The organism is Leptospira weilii serovar Ranarum str. ICFT (assembly GCF_000332415.1).
Lineage (GTDB): Bacteria > Spirochaetota > Leptospiria > Leptospirales > Leptospiraceae > Leptospira > Leptospira weilii_A.
On record NZ_AOHC02000052.1, the window covers coordinates 113,785 to 127,838 of the forward strand.

Consider the following 14,054-nt stretch of genomic DNA (forward strand, 5'->3'; position numbering starts at 1 on the left):
CCATTATATATTTTCTTTCAAAGGAACGTTTAACTCTTTCATTAAAGCTATAAACTGAGAATTTCCCGGATCATATTCCATCAAATCTCTTACATATTTCGAGCGAGTTGTTTCCCATTCCGAGTCGGTTGTTTGGGTTATATAGTCCATCACACGTTCAAATTCAAACTCATCCATTTCATTTGTCCAAAAGGGGCCACGCTCAGGATAATCAGCCGGCCATGCAAATTTTCGGGATCGATCAAATACGCTTCTTAGAGTAAAAAAAGCAGTGCGGTGTCCCCTTGCGATAGATTCATAAACCAAAGTAGAATCAATTCCTACGACAATTTGCGCTTGGTCTATTATCTCATAACCGTTCAGGGAGTAACCCTTAGTTAAAAAAGTAAAATTTTCATTACTTATTTTACTTTTAAAAAATTGATATTGATCTTCAGTATCTCGAGAATTGGAAGCTGCAATTTCAAATCGAAAATCATTTTGATCACAATAATTACTCAATTTGTTCAATAAAAAATCTTCTGCTAAATAGAACTCATCGTAAGAAATTGGTCGGCCATCTACAAAAGAAAAAGCTACAGAATTTTCTCTTGGTCGATACTGAGAAATGAATAGAACGTTTTTTTTTTTATCCTTCGATGAAATTGAATTGTAATTATTTAAAAAACTACCGCTTCCAAATGTGATTCCTTTCAGATACTTAGAATAGACCGTACCGATATTTTTGTTAAAAAGAAACATATAATCGACGAAATAATCCTTAGCGTCCTCCCATCCAAACTGCTCATTTAAGTTACCTCTCCAACCGTTCTGAACAAGCACAGTTTGTATATTCGGGAACTTATTTTTAAAGCTGTAGAACTGCCAATTATTATCAATAAAAGTTACAACAACCTTAGGCTGCACGACACTTATATAATAAGCATAATAAAATTTCACAGAAATCTTTAGTGTTAATAAACATTTTAAAAGGATATAAAAATTAAAACTCTCTCCTCTAATATCAAGAATTGAAAATAGCTTTTCATCAAAATAATAAAAGAAATTATTTGATCCATTCCTATCGAATATTAAAACTTGTGCCCGTTTTGGCTTAGTCCATACTTTTTGAGCATTCCAAACAAATAACAACCTTCTAAACATTACTTTCATTTTAAAATAGCTCTCAATCATTTGAAAATCAATATAACTCGATATACTAAGATACTATAAATTCTGTATCTATAAATTTTCCGTATAAAAAACCATTAAAGTAATTAAAAGTGAACAAGAGAATATCTTTAAATGACCCTTTAATGAAATATGCTACTTTAATAGTTCGCTTACTTTTAAAAATATTATTCATTAAATAACTTTACCCAATCTCCTTGCGCACGCTCAAACTCCTCCATCCTCCCAATATCCAACCAGTATTCATGGATTGGAAAAATATTTACTTGTTTTGAAGATTTTAATTCATTTTCTATAAGAGTAGGCATATCGATCTTGCTACCTCTATCCACTGTCCTTACGAAATCAGGATCTAACAGATATATACCTGCATTGATGTTAAAACGTTGTACAGGCTTTTCAATAATTCCTACTGCACGATGACCGTCAGTCTCGACTACACCATAAGGAACTTGATAATCAAATTCTCTAACGCAAATTGTAGCTATTCCACCCTCCCTTTCATGAAACTCTAATAAAGACAGATAATTGAGATTAGTTAATAAATCTCCATTCATCATAAACATCGGTAGATCAATTTGACTATGCGGCAACAACCCGAGGGCTCCACCTGTTCCTAATGGATCTTCTTCATGAATATATTCAATGCTTGCATCCCATCGCTTACCGTCCTCAAAATAATTTCGAATCATTTCCGGCATATAGTGAGTAGAAATGAAAAAGCGATGAAAACCGGCTGCTGCAAATCCCTCTAAAATCAATTCTAAAATTGGTTTATTTCCTATCTTCAGCATTGGCTTAGGACAATTATTAGTTAAAGGATATAATCTAGTTCCAAATCCCCCTGCCATCAGAAAAACAGGGTTATCAAGCTTTGGTTTCTCCAAAAGCCCGTGTACGGTTTCTAAACCGAACACAATACCTTGCTGATCTATAATCGGTAAATGTAAAAGTTCGTATTTCTCCATTTCCAAAAGCATGCGCTCTTTGGTCCAGTTAATATAAGCAACTTTCGGCTTCGAGGTCATAACCTCAGTTACTAAAATGGAAAGTTTTTTGTTTTTTAACAAAGCACGCCGAATGTCACCGTCAGTTAACGTTCCTAAAAGCTTATTGCTATCGTCTACGATTAGGACAATACGCAGCGCGCCTTTGTCTAAAACATGAATCGCCTCTTGGAGATTTAAATTCGGATGAATAAGAACATTTTTCCAATTTTTCATATCAGATTTTTAATTTAAAAAGACCGCAAAATTGTAAAGAATAGGTTAACATATTTTTGTATGGAGAGACAATAAAGAAAACACTTTACGTTTTTTAAAGAGAGGTAGCCCATAAAATTAAAATAAAAGGATACGCACTTCTTTTATCCGCTGTGATTATAATTTCCCCGCTTCGCTACCTTCTCAAATATTCGCATTTTTTTATTTAATTATTTTTTAAATCAACTTGATCAATAACGCAAAATAAAATTAGAAATTCCTAATAAGAATATCTGTTGTCATTGCAACTTCAGAAAAAATCTAATCAATTAATGACTCTGATTATTTTAATTCCGAATACTTCGCGAATTTTCGGTGCGCAGATTTGAAAACTAACAAACCTCTATCATTTTTAGATTACATTGGAAGATCAAAGAATCTCTTTTTTAACATTCCTTCAACTTCCGCCGTTTCCAATATCTGAACGATCTTTTCACTTGCCCCACCCTCTCCGTACGGATTTACTGTTTTAGCCAGCTTATTTTGAAAATCAGTAGAATAAAGTTTTTCGAGCGCATTCAGAATACTATTTCTATCGGGGGCACAATCGATGATGCTACTTGCTTTTAATCTTCCTTTCTGTCTATCACCGATATTGATCGTTCCAATTTTAAAACTCGGTGCTTCGAGAATTCCACTGGAAGAATTTCCAACAACAGCATCCACAAATTGCAAACAAGATAAATAGCGTGTCTGCCCAAGGGAAGTAAAATAGCGCACATTCGGATGTGCTGTGGTAAATTCTTTAACCAATTCAAAAATTGCTCTACCATCTGTATCGGCATTTGGCATTGTAAATATCAGACCAGTATCCTTAGTTAAAACTTCTAAAGCCAAAAGCAACTCTCTCATCTGGCTACTTGCAATTGATTTTTCAAGGGTAACAGGATGGAATGTAATTAAAAGGTTCTTCTGATTTAGTTTAAAATCGAGAGACGATTCTAACTCTTTTTTATTTAAAAGATTCGATCTTTTAATTCCGTCAATCCCCAAGCCACCTACTAAAAAAACATGAGAAGGATCTTCGCCCAACTGAATCACTCGATTTCTATATTCTTTTGCTGCAACAAAGTGTAGATGTGACATTTTTGTAATTGAATGTCGAATACTTTCATCAAAAGCCCCTTCTGTTGTCTCTCCACCGTGTAGATGCGCTACCGGAATTTTAGAAATTAATGCAGATGAAACTGCTGAAAGAATTTCGAATCGATCGCCTAAGACCAATACAAGATCGGGTTTCAAATCAGCAAAGACTTCCGAAAAACTAATCAAACCCAAGCCCATGGATTTAGAAATTCCGATCGATGTATCCGAGCTTAAAAGAATTTCTATTTTTTTATCAATAATAAAGCCGTCATTCTCGATCTCTTTATATGTGAGGCCGAATTCAGGGGCAAGATGCATACCTGTCGCTATGATTTGTAACTCCAAGCTCGCCGACTCGGTAATCCCCCGCATCAACCATCGCAACAATCCGTAATCGGCACGAGTACCGGTCACTACGCAAATTTTTCTTTTCATAGTTCGATCAATTCGTCGGAGTTGAAATCTCTTTTAGCAACTTTACCGATCACTAAATTCCAACTCATGGGAGATAGACCATCACCAGGTCTCTTCGTTGTTAAATTCGATTCAGAGAAAATTTCGTCTTTTTTAATATTCCTAGATGCTACGATTGATTTTCTCGCGATTGGAATGTTCTTCTGCTCACTCTTACTCGGTCTTTTAATTCCGTCACCCATCGCTTGTTCGATATTTCGAATAGAGGACACCATGCGCTTTAATTCACTGGGTTCAAGAGAAGCTTTATGATCAGGGCCGGACATATTTCTATCAAGAGTAAAGTGCTTTTCAATTACGGTGGCGCCGAGCGCAACGGCAGCAATCGCAACCTCTATACCCGAAGTATGATCCGAATAGCCCACCTTTGTATGAAATGCAGAACGAATGGTATTCATTGCATTTAAATTCACGTCCTCAAAGGGCGTAGGGTATTCAGTATTGCAATGAAGAACGGTCATTTTTTCCCTCTTAGTTCCGTTCTTCTCCAAAGTATCAATGGCGTTTTCGATATCAGAAAGATTGGCCATTCCAGAAGACAGAATGATATCTTGATTAAAACTTCCTATTTTTTTTAAATATGGAAAATTTGTGATCTCTCCAGAAGGAATTTTCCAAAGAGATAACCCGAGAGATCTCAAAAATTCCAAACTCTCCAAGTCGAATGCTGTTGATAAAAATTGAATATTCTTTTTTTTTGAAATAGACATCAATTCTTCGTAGGAAACAGAACTCAACTCGAGTTTCTGGAGCATCGAAAGTTGAGAGTTTTCTTCTCCAATATTTACTTTTTGATACTCAGCCATCCTTGCTTTTTTCGAAACAAGAAGTTCGGATCGAAACGTTTGAAATTTAACAAAATCTGCTCCCGATTCGCTAGCTGCATAAATCAATTCTTTCGCAAGATTGAGATCTCCATTATGATTTACCCCGGCTTCGGCGATGATGATTGTTTTCATATTACAGCTACTGCTTAATCAACGTCTCATTATTTGAAAGATTTTTCAATACTTTCGAATTCATTCCGATAAAACATTCTTTACCGATATGAATACCTTCCCGAATAATACTTCCACTTCCCACAAAAGATTCGTCGCCAAGTTCAACTCCTCCATTTAAAACAGAAGCAGTGGCAACGTGACAATGATCTCCGACTTTGCAATCATGTTCTACGAGTGCTTTCGTATTTATAATTGAATTTACGCCTATCTTTACTCCGGAATTTACGATGGAGTGATGCATAAGAATTGTCCCTTCTCCGATACTTGCATGTTTTGAAAGATAAGCAAGTGGAGATTGAATAACGGGAAGATTATAATCTAATGATTTAAGAGTATTGTAAATTTCCTTTCGAATTTTAGAAGTTCTGATTTGACCCACAACTATCATAGCGTTTTCAACTATCTTTCGAATCTTAGACAGACGCGAATCGTCACCGAGAATTTCATAACCAAAAATAGACTTACCATTTTCTTCCAATGTACCAATGAGTCCTATAATGCGAAATTTATCCTCCAATTCAACTACATCGATACAAGCTTTCGAATGACCACCCGCTCCGATAAGAATGATATCCTTCTTATTCATTGTTAAGATTTGCGCTACTCGGAATATTGATGAGTCTTCTTTCCAACGATTCAGCTACAGGAAGTTCCATTCGAAAACAATCTTGATAAGGCTTCAGCTTATGAAGTAAAGTCCATGCTGGTCTTGTCATAAGACCGGAAGCATTCGTATCTGTAAGAACCGAGTCTTTCGCATCCATCACCGACGGATCCAATACCAGAGTCTGGAGCCAGTAGTTGCTTTTACAACCGCTCGGCTCAGATTGAATTTTCACTTCTTTCAAAATAGAAAAAGCATTTTTGTAACGATTATAAAGTCTTCTCTTGGAACTTAGAAACTCCGGAAGCAATTCCAGCTGCGCACAACCTAACGCAGCATTGATATTCGGTAGTCTAAAATTATAGCCGATCATATCGTGTGTGTATTCCCAAGGATGAGGAATTTTAGCCGTCGTCGTAATGTGTTTTGCCAGAGTCGCTAAATTCTTATCATTCGTGAGAATCGCGCCTCCCCCTCCGGTCGTAATCGTTTTATTTCCATTAAAACTGAGAGTCCCCAATAGGCCGAAAGTTCCGGTATGTTTTCCATGATAATAACTTCCGAGAGATTCTGCCGCATCTTCGATGACTATAAGATGAAAATCCTTCGCTACGCTTAATATTCCGTCCAAATCTACCGGATGTCCAAAAGTATGCATCGGAACGATAGCGCCGATTCTATTCCCCGTTTTTTTATTAATACAATTTCCAGATCTAATCTCAGCAATCGAATTTAGATGGTCTCGAAGAGCAAGAGGCGACATTCCCAAAGTATACTCTTCGCTATCCACAAAATGCGGAAGCGCTCCTAAATAGCTCACCGAATTAGCGGTAGCGATAAAAGTCAACGCAGGAATCAGAACTTCATCATTCGTTTTTATTCCCGCAAGCTTCAAGGCGATTTGTAAAGCGGCAGTTCCATTCACAACTGCGATCGCATATTCGGCTCCGGTAAATTGTGCAAGATCCTTTTCAAAACGATCTACAAACTTACCGACGGAAGATACAAAAGTCGTGTCCAAACAATCCTTTACATAGAGCCATTCATTTCCTCGAAAGATAGGCTCATGCAAAGGAACAAATTCTTTTTTGTCTGTAAGGACCGATTTTAAAACTGATACGATTTGTTCGCTTAACATTAAATGTTATATATATCTGATTTATAGAGGGAAAGATTGGCGGCATTACTAAACCAAACGATCGTCTCAGAAAGACCTTTTTTAAAACCTTCTTTTCCGCCGTATTCTGGAGACCAACCGACCAAATCTTTCGCTTTCTGATTGGAGGCCCATAATCTTTCGACTTCACTTCCTGCGGGGCGAATTCTTACGTCTTCGGATTCGATCGTTACTTCCGTCTTCATGATTTCAGCAATGAGCTGAACGGTCTCTCCGATCGACACTTCAAAATTACTTCCTATATTGATCACTTCTCCGATACTTTTTTCGGATTCCAAAACTTTTATAAATCCGTGGACGGTATCATCAACATAGTTAAAATCCCTCGTCGGATGTATGGAACCGAGTTTGATTTTTTTCATTCCCTTTGCAATCTGAGTGATGATGGTTGGAATGATCGCTCTCGCTGATTGTCTTGGACCATATGTATTGAACGGACGAATAATGGTTACCGGAGTTTTAAAGGATTGATAGAACGAAATCGCGAGCTGATCCGCTCCAATCTTACTCGCGGAATACGGAGACTGTCCTTGCAAAGGATGATCCTCTGTTATAGGAACAAATTTCGCAGTTCCATAAACCTCGCTCGTGGAAGTGACAACCACATGAGATATGTTTAATTCCTTAGCCGCTTGTAAGACATTCAGGGTTCCCTTGATATTTGTATCGATGTATGTGTCCGGTGAATGATAAGAATAAGGAATCGCAATCAATGCCGCAAGATGGAGAACTTCATTGCAGCCTTTCATCGCCGCACGAACTCCGTTCGGATCTCGAATGTCTCCGGAAAAAATTTCAAATTTACCTTTGACGTCTTCCGAGCATTGATCCAACCAACCCCAAGAATTAAAAGAATTATAAAGTACGAATGCTCTTACTTTTTTACCGTTCCTAACGAGAGCTTCTACAAGATGTGAACCGATAAAACCATCCGCGCCAGTCACTAAAATCATATTTATATTTTATCCAAAAGTAAAATCTCAGCTAATTTCCAATCCATCATATCATCAATATCCACTGAACTTTCTTTGCTCATAATAAAAGCGAGCGTGTCTTCGGTTATGAATTTTTTTCTCTCTCGAAAGTAGTCCACTTGGGATAAATACATCGAGCCGTTCAACGAATAAGTTTTGGGGCTATCCTGTCTACGGGATATGTCCTCTACGTTTAATAATTTGGACATTTTCAAAGAATCATCCAAGCGAAACATCCAGAATGGGTTCTCTTGAGATTCGCAAACCGAAACGACGCTATTCATTTTTTTTTGAATCGCAAATTCGATACAGTCGTCGATATCCAAGCTTGTTCGGAGCGGTGATGTAGGTTGCAAGAGCATTACATAATCGAATTCAGGTAAATTATCTAACGCGTGTAAGACGGGATCGATTCCGGAGGATTGATCCGTGGCGAGTTCCGGAGGCCTAAGAAATGGAACAGAAGCGCCTGCTTTTTTGGCAACTTCCGCGATCTCAGAATCATCCGTCGAGACGATAACCGAGGCCAAATACTTTGATTTCAAGGCGGCTTCGATCGTCCAAACGATTAAAGGTTTTCCCGCAATGGGTATTATATTCTTTCTAGGTATCCCTTTTGAGCCGCCGCGCGCCGGAATTAAGCCAAGGATTTTTTTGTCTGCGATCAAATTCAGTCGATAACGAATTGTATGAGCCAAATACAATTATTTCTTTTCAACTACACATCGAATCATCGGATCACGATCAGATTTCCAAAGAAACGTCTCTAATGTAACAATATTAAATCCCAAAAATGTCATCATCTTTTGAATTTTATTTTTAGAATAGCAATTTCTATGATACTGCCCCTCGCCATTTTGGCTGCCATAAATGGTTGCAATGATGTATCCCCAACGATTTTTATATTCGTAGGTATAAGTCCCAAACCAATGATTGTTTTTTATGTCCTTTTCAGAATCGCTGAAAAAATCCTTCCAATCGTCTTCCAGGCTCAACCAAATCTTACAAACTTCTTCAAAATCGGGAACGCTAAATTCAAAAATACCGCCCTTTTTCAATATTCTTTTAATTTCATATAAAAACCTAGGTTCATCCTTAAAAGAAAGATGCTCTAATAAGCCATCGGCCCTTACCTCATCAATGGAATTATCAGAATAAGGCAAATTAAATATATCGTGATTTTCAATAACCAAATTATCTTCAAAAATTTTATCGGGATATCTAAGCCGCATATCGTCCATCGAATCTTGGTCGATATTTATATAATCCTTTAATGGCCTACCCCCGCACCCTATATTGATTTTTTTCATCATTTACCTCTTAGAATTCCTTGAAATTTTAAAAACTTTTATAATTGAAATTCGTTTTGAGTTTCTACAAAATTAACATTCAATTTGAAAATAAGACAAATTAGATTCTTCAAAAAGAAAGATCCCAGATGCGTCCTACCTGGGATCTTTTTTAACCCATGCCCAAACTTTGAGATAAATTGAAAATAGAATTTGATCCCTTGTAATAAACATTCATATTGCATTCAGCAACTCCAACTCTGATTTGATACTTTGTTCTAAATCTTTAGCCAAAGGAATATTTATTTTGCTCAATACTTTTTGATTACTTACTTCATAACTCAACTGATTCATAATTGGATTATCTACGAATTCTACTTTCAATTTGGGGACATACTTCTGGATATTTTCGACTATTTGTCGAACGGTTGCATTGGTAGTAAGAACGTTATAAATCTCACCGTCAAAAATATCTTTCTTGATAAACTCTACGATCGTCCTACAAGCGTCATGGATTTCTAAATAAGGACGCATCTGATCATAAGCCGTTTTCCAAACGGTAATCGGCTTTCCAAAAGCCGCTTGCCAACAAAATTTATTTACCGCGGTATGAAAACGGATCCCCGGAGAAACTCCTACGATCGTTCCAAAACGAAACGTAACAACTTTTAGATTCTTCTCTAAAAACAAGGATCGAACCAACTTTTCTTCCTTTAGTTTTGTAGTTGCATAAGGACTTTGCGGTTTCAATTCAGACTCGGAACAATTCTCGTCCACTAAGTCGTTTTGAGTTCCATAAACGCTCGTTGAAGAAAGAGTCATCAACCTTGCGCCCGTTTTCAGACAAGCTTCCGCTACCTTTTGAGTCGAATTAAAATTATTGTTCTCAACGACGTCGGCTTTATCAAAACTTCCCGCCGCATCCGTGATAGCCGCAAGATGAATCACTACGTCAGCGCCGGAAAAAATTTCTTCCAAATTGATTTTTGTTATATCTCCTTCCACGAATTTATATCGAATATTCGAATTCAAATTAAAAAGAGAACAATATCTCTGTGTCATCAGATTATCGATCATTACAATTTCCGCATCCGGAAAGGAGTCGGGTAAACTTCTGACAACTAAGGAGCCGATATGCCCCAACGCACCGGTAACAACTATTTTCATTTTTGATTCTTCACCCATTCTAAGAATTTATCATAATTACGAATATAATCTTCCGCTTCATATCCTCTATCGCATAACACAAGCAAAACGGAATTAATGTTTAAATATTGTTGTGTGGACCAAATACCCGGCGGGATTAGAAGACCATCGCTCATATCTTCAAGTAAGTGTTCAGTAATTGCAGTTCCATTATCACAAGTAACCTTAATCTTTCCGTGTACACAAACTAACAATTGAGAACATTGCCGATGTGAATGTTCACCACGAATATCATTCACATTTGCGGTGACGGAAAATACCCTTTGGATTAAAAAAGGAACCTGTTTATTGGATTCAAAAACACTTAGAGAACCGTTATCATCTGTAAAAAAAGGAAATCGAATAAAATTAGGTTCGATCATGTATTTGTCTCTCTTTTGATATGTAAGAATGACGAAGACCCGATTCTAATGAAAATCGAGGGCACCACATTGCCGCGCTCTTAAAAGAACTTACGTCGTAAATGACACTTCTGTTATCGATCGGTGGACTATTTTTCGGAGGATCAACGTATTCGATATTCGATCGGATTCCGCCCATTTCGAAAGCAATGTTCACAGCGGTCTCAAAGGCTTCTTTGATGGAATGAGATTTTCCAGTACCGATCAGGAAGTGTTTGCCATTTGTTTTATCTATACGATCCGCTGCATTCACGAAGGCGGAAACCACATCGTCAATATGGATATAGTCTCTTAGAAACGAACCATCGCCGTAAATTTGGATCGTCTCCCCTCTTAACGCTCGATGAAAAACTTTATCTAAAATTCCGCGATCCTGTTCCTGACCGGGTTTAGTTCCGCCGTATACATTTGCTAAACGTAATATGCAACCAGAAACCCAACCTTCACGAACACATTGCTTTAGATAAAATTCTGCGGAAAGCTTGCTAATGTCGTAAAAAGTCAGCGGTTCGTCTCGGAAAGTCTCATCAATGAGGGCTGTATCGTGCAATCCAGTTTGAGTGGTAGTACCTGCTAAAATTACAACCGGTCTTTTTTTTTGTTTTTTTAAACATAGAAGTAGATTTAAAAAACCAAGCAAATTGATTTGGAGATCCGATATAGGATCTGATTTAGCGCGCGGAACACTTGTTTGTCCGGCCAAATGATAAACGACATCGAATTCAGGTAAATCCAGATTTGATAAACCAGGATTATTCAAATCAAATTGAATCCAATTTACTTGTTTATCTTTTTCTGCTTTATCACGACTTTGACAATAAACACTCACCTTCTCTCCGAGTAATTGTTCTTTTAGAGAATTACCGATAAAACCTTTAGCTCCCGTAATTAGTACATTCATAAAATATCCGTATTTACATTCTTATAGATAACATGATGGTAATAAGAAAAAATATCCATAGGACAATCGTGTAGAACAACAAAAAATTTCGAAGGTTTAAAGGATTCTATATGCTGCTTGCGAGCTTGTCTAAGTTCTCTTTCATTGAAAATATCAATTAACTGTGTGGACAAACCGAGTGAAAAAACCTCCGGCATTGGTTTCGAAATATCTGACTTAAGACCAATACTTTCCGGAGAATATTTACCAATCGGATTTTTAGAGTAAAAATATTTCGCCTTAGATACTATTTGTTCCATGTAACATTCAATCGTTTTCCTTGGCATTTCTTGAAAGGAATCAATATTAATCACTAGATCCTTATTTTTTATTGAGCCAATATTTTCTGCCGAAATAAATTCTACTTTTTTAAACTCTTCATCGGATAAAACTTTTTTTAAATAAGCGGAACTTAAATTCAACATTTCAGGCAAATCAATGATAGTATAAGATTTTATAGAGTTAGATAATTTAATTAAACCCTGACAAGTTCTTCCGAAACCAGCCCCTATTTCAAGAATATTTTGACAGGATTCTAAAGGTAGACTGGCCTCAAGAAATTCAAATTCTCCAACAGAAAAAAAATGATCCATATTTATTTCTGATACTACACCGAGATCCTCTCTCTCTATAGTAATAAAAATGGGACTACCCAAATTCACATCGCCTAATTTATTGTACTTTATGAAAAAGGAATTCGATTTGCTATTACATCCATTTAATAATAGAAATTTAAAAAATCGCATTGTTGGATCAAACGGATCCCAAACTGCTAAACAATTATTTGCGCTACCGGGCATCCTAAACGAATCTAAGAAATCATTATTGATATTCTGAAATTTTGACTCCACTAAGTTTTTCCAGAGATTTGAAATTTCCATAAATGGGTTTCCTTATTAGCAATTTGTATTTTTAGAAAAATAATAAACCTGATACAAATCCAATGAACGAGATCGCTTGTATCACACAGTAGATAATAGTAAAGATTAAGAAAGTAAACTTTTGAAATTATCTCTCAAAGTATTTACACTATTAAAGACGTTGATAAAATGAAAATCATTTGACTTCATTCCAGCTAAAAGGTGATCCGATAAAGTCGGAAGATTCTGTTCTTAAAATAAACATAGAAATAATTTAAACGAAATCTTTTAAATAAGGAAGGTTCTGATCTTTTTTGGAAACAATAGGATTTTGAATTGGCCAGGAAATTCCAACGATCGGATCGGCATAATTCAAACCTGCGTCGTCGCTAGGATCGTATTTTTCGCTAACTTTATAGTGTAGATCGACAAAATCCGACAGTGTACAAAATCCGTGAGCTAATCCAGGTGACATGTACACTTGGCGAATTCCATCATCGCTTAATTCTATGCCGAACCATTTTCCAAAGGTTGAAGAGTTTTTTCGAATATCAACAACAACGTCAAAAATTTTTCCGCTCATTACTGTCAAAATCTGCGCCTGGGGGGTTTTCTTTGTAAAGTGCATTCCTCGAATTACATTCTTAACTGAATGTGAATGATTGTCCTGTACGAATTCTTCCTTAATTCCAATCGATTTATATCGTTTCGTTTCATATGTTTCTAAAAAGAATCCTCTTTCGTCTTTGTGGATGCTTGGATAAAGAATTAACAGACCTTCTAAAGGAGTCTTTTCAAATTTCATTGATTACATGTAACCTAAGATAGAACTAATTTATTTTTTGAAAAACAACAGATAGAGAATATCTCAATCTATATTCTTTCGGAAAATGATCCATCGGTTTGGGCTGATACTGACCTAAAATAGGAGTATTGAAAGGCTGTTTCAAAATTAAGCGATATCCTTTTTTACTAACTTCCTTTCTAAACTTTTCAAAATTTAGAAATCGATGTGGAATTCTTTTTTCATAGCGAATTTGATTGGAAAAAAATTCTTCGTTGTTTCCAGCGTATAAATCATCTACCAAAATAAATTTCGGCTTAACTTGTCCTATTATTTCCAGAAGATATTCATTCGTGGGAAAGTATTGAATGACACTGTTCGTATAGAACAAATCACACGAACGAATTTTTTTATAATTTGTAAAGTATTGAACCTTACCTGAATGACCAAATCGTTTTGATCTGGATACAATATCAGGAACTTCTAAAATAGAATATTTCTTAATCTTACTAAAAAGAGTAATGGAATTCAAATAATCATAAATCCAGCCCGAAGAGCCGCCCAGGTCCACAATGGATTTCGAATTTGTCAAAGAAATAACCGTCGGTAAATTTGTCGGCCTTGGTGGAACCGCAATTCCGAATTCTTTGATTTCGGATCGAAATGAGTTCAATTGATCCAGGATTCTTTCGAACCATCTTTCGTTTGAGAAACCTTTTTCTCCATCTGTACCGCCCGCAGAACGAACGGCTTCTTCCCAAGATAAAAAAACACCATCCCAGATTAAGAGCGGTTTTGAAGTTTGAGACATTTTTTTATAAAGAAC

15 protein-coding genes are annotated in these 14,054 nt (G+C 36.4%); all 15 read right to left on the bottom strand.

Translation table 11 applies throughout. The annotated features are described in order from the left end of the window. Window positions 1-3: 3 nt before the first annotated feature. Entirely contained in the window at window positions 4-1,152 is a 1,149-nt protein-coding gene (locus LEP1GSC060_RS17045; protein WP_036097005.1) for an LA_1612 family putative O-antigen biosynthesis protein, read from the bottom strand. Between the two features lie 185 nt (window positions 1,153-1,337). Beyond that, window positions 1,338-2,393, bottom strand: a complete 1,056-nt coding sequence (locus LEP1GSC060_RS17050) for a nucleotidyltransferase family protein (protein WP_003009576.1) — start codon at window positions 2,391-2,393, stop codon at window positions 1,338-1,340. A gap of 396 nt (window positions 2,394-2,789) precedes the next feature. Next, entirely contained in the window at window positions 2,790-3,953 is a 1,164-nt protein-coding gene (neuC, locus tag LEP1GSC060_RS17055) for a UDP-N-acetylglucosamine 2-epimerase (protein ID WP_003009776.1), read from the bottom strand. Then, on the bottom strand, window positions 3,950-4,951 hold the full coding sequence (gene neuB, locus LEP1GSC060_RS17060) for an N-acetylneuraminate synthase (RefSeq protein WP_003009812.1): 1,002 nt from the start codon (window positions 4,949-4,951) through the stop codon (window positions 3,950-3,952). Before neuB ends, neuC begins: the two co-directional genes overlap by 4 nt. A gap of 7 nt (window positions 4,952-4,958) precedes the next feature. After that, window positions 4,959-5,579 (bottom strand): acetyltransferase, encoded by a 621-nt coding sequence (locus LEP1GSC060_RS17065; RefSeq protein WP_003009589.1) that lies wholly within the window; start codon window positions 5,577-5,579, stop codon window positions 4,959-4,961. After that, window positions 5,572-6,735 carry a LegC family aminotransferase gene (locus LEP1GSC060_RS17070; protein WP_003009662.1) on the bottom strand — a complete coding sequence of 388 codons (1,164 nt, stop codon included), beginning with the start codon at window positions 6,733-6,735 and terminating at the stop codon, window positions 5,572-5,574. Before LEP1GSC060_RS17070 ends, LEP1GSC060_RS17065 begins: the two co-directional genes overlap by 8 nt. Next, window positions 6,735-7,727, bottom strand: coding sequence for an NAD-dependent 4,6-dehydratase LegB (locus tag LEP1GSC060_RS17075; protein WP_003009573.1), 993 nt, complete (start codon window positions 7,725-7,727; stop codon window positions 6,735-6,737). Before LEP1GSC060_RS17075 ends, LEP1GSC060_RS17070 begins: the two co-directional genes overlap by 1 nt. A gap of 2 nt (window positions 7,728-7,729) precedes the next feature. Further along, on the bottom strand, window positions 7,730-8,413 hold the full coding sequence (locus LEP1GSC060_RS17080) for an acylneuraminate cytidylyltransferase family protein (protein WP_036097006.1): 684 nt from the start codon (window positions 8,411-8,413) through the stop codon (window positions 7,730-7,732). Window positions 8,414-8,452: 39 nt separating this feature from the next. Further along, window positions 8,453-9,061, bottom strand: coding sequence for a class I SAM-dependent methyltransferase (locus LEP1GSC060_RS17085; protein WP_003009741.1), 609 nt, complete (start codon window positions 9,059-9,061; stop codon window positions 8,453-8,455). Window positions 9,062-9,271: 210 nt separating this feature from the next. Beyond that, window positions 9,272-10,204 carry an SDR family oxidoreductase gene (locus tag LEP1GSC060_RS17095; RefSeq protein ID WP_003009398.1) on the bottom strand — a complete coding sequence of 311 codons (933 nt, stop codon included), beginning with the start codon at window positions 10,202-10,204 and terminating at the stop codon, window positions 9,272-9,274. Further along, complete coding sequence (locus tag LEP1GSC060_RS17100; protein WP_036096962.1) at window positions 10,201-10,605, bottom strand: sugar 3,4-ketoisomerase; 405 nt, start codon at window positions 10,603-10,605, stop codon at window positions 10,201-10,203. The genes LEP1GSC060_RS17095 and LEP1GSC060_RS17100 overlap by 4 nt, the downstream gene beginning before the upstream one ends. After that, complete coding sequence (locus LEP1GSC060_RS17105) at window positions 10,592-11,545, bottom strand: NAD-dependent epimerase/dehydratase family protein (protein WP_003009665.1); 954 nt, start codon at window positions 11,543-11,545, stop codon at window positions 10,592-10,594. The genes LEP1GSC060_RS17100 and LEP1GSC060_RS17105 overlap by 14 nt, the downstream gene beginning before the upstream one ends. Beyond that, the gene (locus tag LEP1GSC060_RS17110) at window positions 11,542-12,465 is read right to left on the bottom strand and encodes a putative sugar O-methyltransferase (RefSeq protein ID WP_003009939.1); all 924 of its coding nucleotides are present in this window, start codon (window positions 12,463-12,465) and stop codon (window positions 11,542-11,544) included. Before LEP1GSC060_RS17110 ends, LEP1GSC060_RS17105 begins: the two co-directional genes overlap by 4 nt. 253 nt (window positions 12,466-12,718) lie before the next feature. After that, window positions 12,719-13,249, bottom strand: coding sequence for a dTDP-4-dehydrorhamnose 3,5-epimerase (gene rfbC / locus LEP1GSC060_RS17115; protein WP_003009729.1), 531 nt, complete (start codon window positions 13,247-13,249; stop codon window positions 12,719-12,721). 25 nt (window positions 13,250-13,274) lie between these two features. After that, a complete protein-coding gene (locus LEP1GSC060_RS17120) occupies window positions 13,275-14,039 on the bottom strand; it encodes a methyltransferase, TIGR04325 family (RefSeq protein WP_003009790.1) in 765 nt (254 codons plus the stop codon). Between the last annotated feature and the right edge of the window lie 15 nt (window positions 14,040-14,054).

Bases quoted from the DNA above. Each gene is read 5' to 3' on its own strand.
- LEP1GSC060_RS17045 (WP_036097005.1), bottom strand. From the start codon at position 1,152: ATGAAAGTAATGTTTAGAAGGTTGTTATTTGTTTGGAATGCTCAAAAA.
- LEP1GSC060_RS17050 (WP_003009576.1), bottom strand. From the start codon at position 2,393: ATGAAAAATTGGAAAAATGTTCTTATTCATCCGAATTTAAATCTCCAA.
- neuC (WP_003009776.1), bottom strand. From the start codon at position 3,953: ATGAAAAGAAAAATTTGCGTAGTGACCGGTACTCGTGCCGATTACGGA.
- neuB (WP_003009812.1), bottom strand. From the start codon at position 4,951: ATGAAAACAATCATCATCGCCGAAGCCGGGGTAAATCATAATGGAGAT.
- LEP1GSC060_RS17065 (WP_003009589.1), bottom strand. From the start codon at position 5,579: ATGAATAAGAAGGATATCATTCTTATCGGAGCGGGTGGTCATTCGAAA.
- LEP1GSC060_RS17070 (WP_003009662.1), bottom strand. From the start codon at position 6,735: ATGTTAAGCGAACAAATCGTATCAGTTTTAAAATCGGTCCTTACAGAC.
- LEP1GSC060_RS17075 (WP_003009573.1), bottom strand. From the start codon at position 7,727: ATGATTTTAGTGACTGGCGCGGATGGTTTTATCGGTTCACATCTTGTA.
- LEP1GSC060_RS17085 (WP_003009741.1), bottom strand. From the start codon at position 9,061: ATGATGAAAAAAATCAATATAGGGTGCGGGGGTAGGCCATTAAAGGAT.
- LEP1GSC060_RS17095 (WP_003009398.1), bottom strand. From the start codon at position 10,204: ATGAAAATAGTTGTTACCGGTGCGTTGGGGCATATCGGCTCCTTAGTT.
- LEP1GSC060_RS17100 (WP_036096962.1), bottom strand. From the start codon at position 10,605: ATGATCGAACCTAATTTTATTCGATTTCCTTTTTTTACAGATGATAAC.
- LEP1GSC060_RS17105 (WP_003009665.1), bottom strand. From the start codon at position 11,545: ATGAATGTACTAATTACGGGAGCTAAAGGTTTTATCGGTAATTCTCTA.
- LEP1GSC060_RS17110 (WP_003009939.1), bottom strand. From the start codon at position 12,465: ATGGAAATTTCAAATCTCTGGAAAAACTTAGTGGAGTCAAAATTTCAG.
- rfbC (WP_003009729.1), bottom strand. From the start codon at position 13,249: ATGAAATTTGAAAAGACTCCTTTAGAAGGTCTGTTAATTCTTTATCCA.
- LEP1GSC060_RS17120 (WP_003009790.1), bottom strand. From the start codon at position 14,039: ATGTCTCAAACTTCAAAACCGCTCTTAATCTGGGATGGTGTTTTTTTA.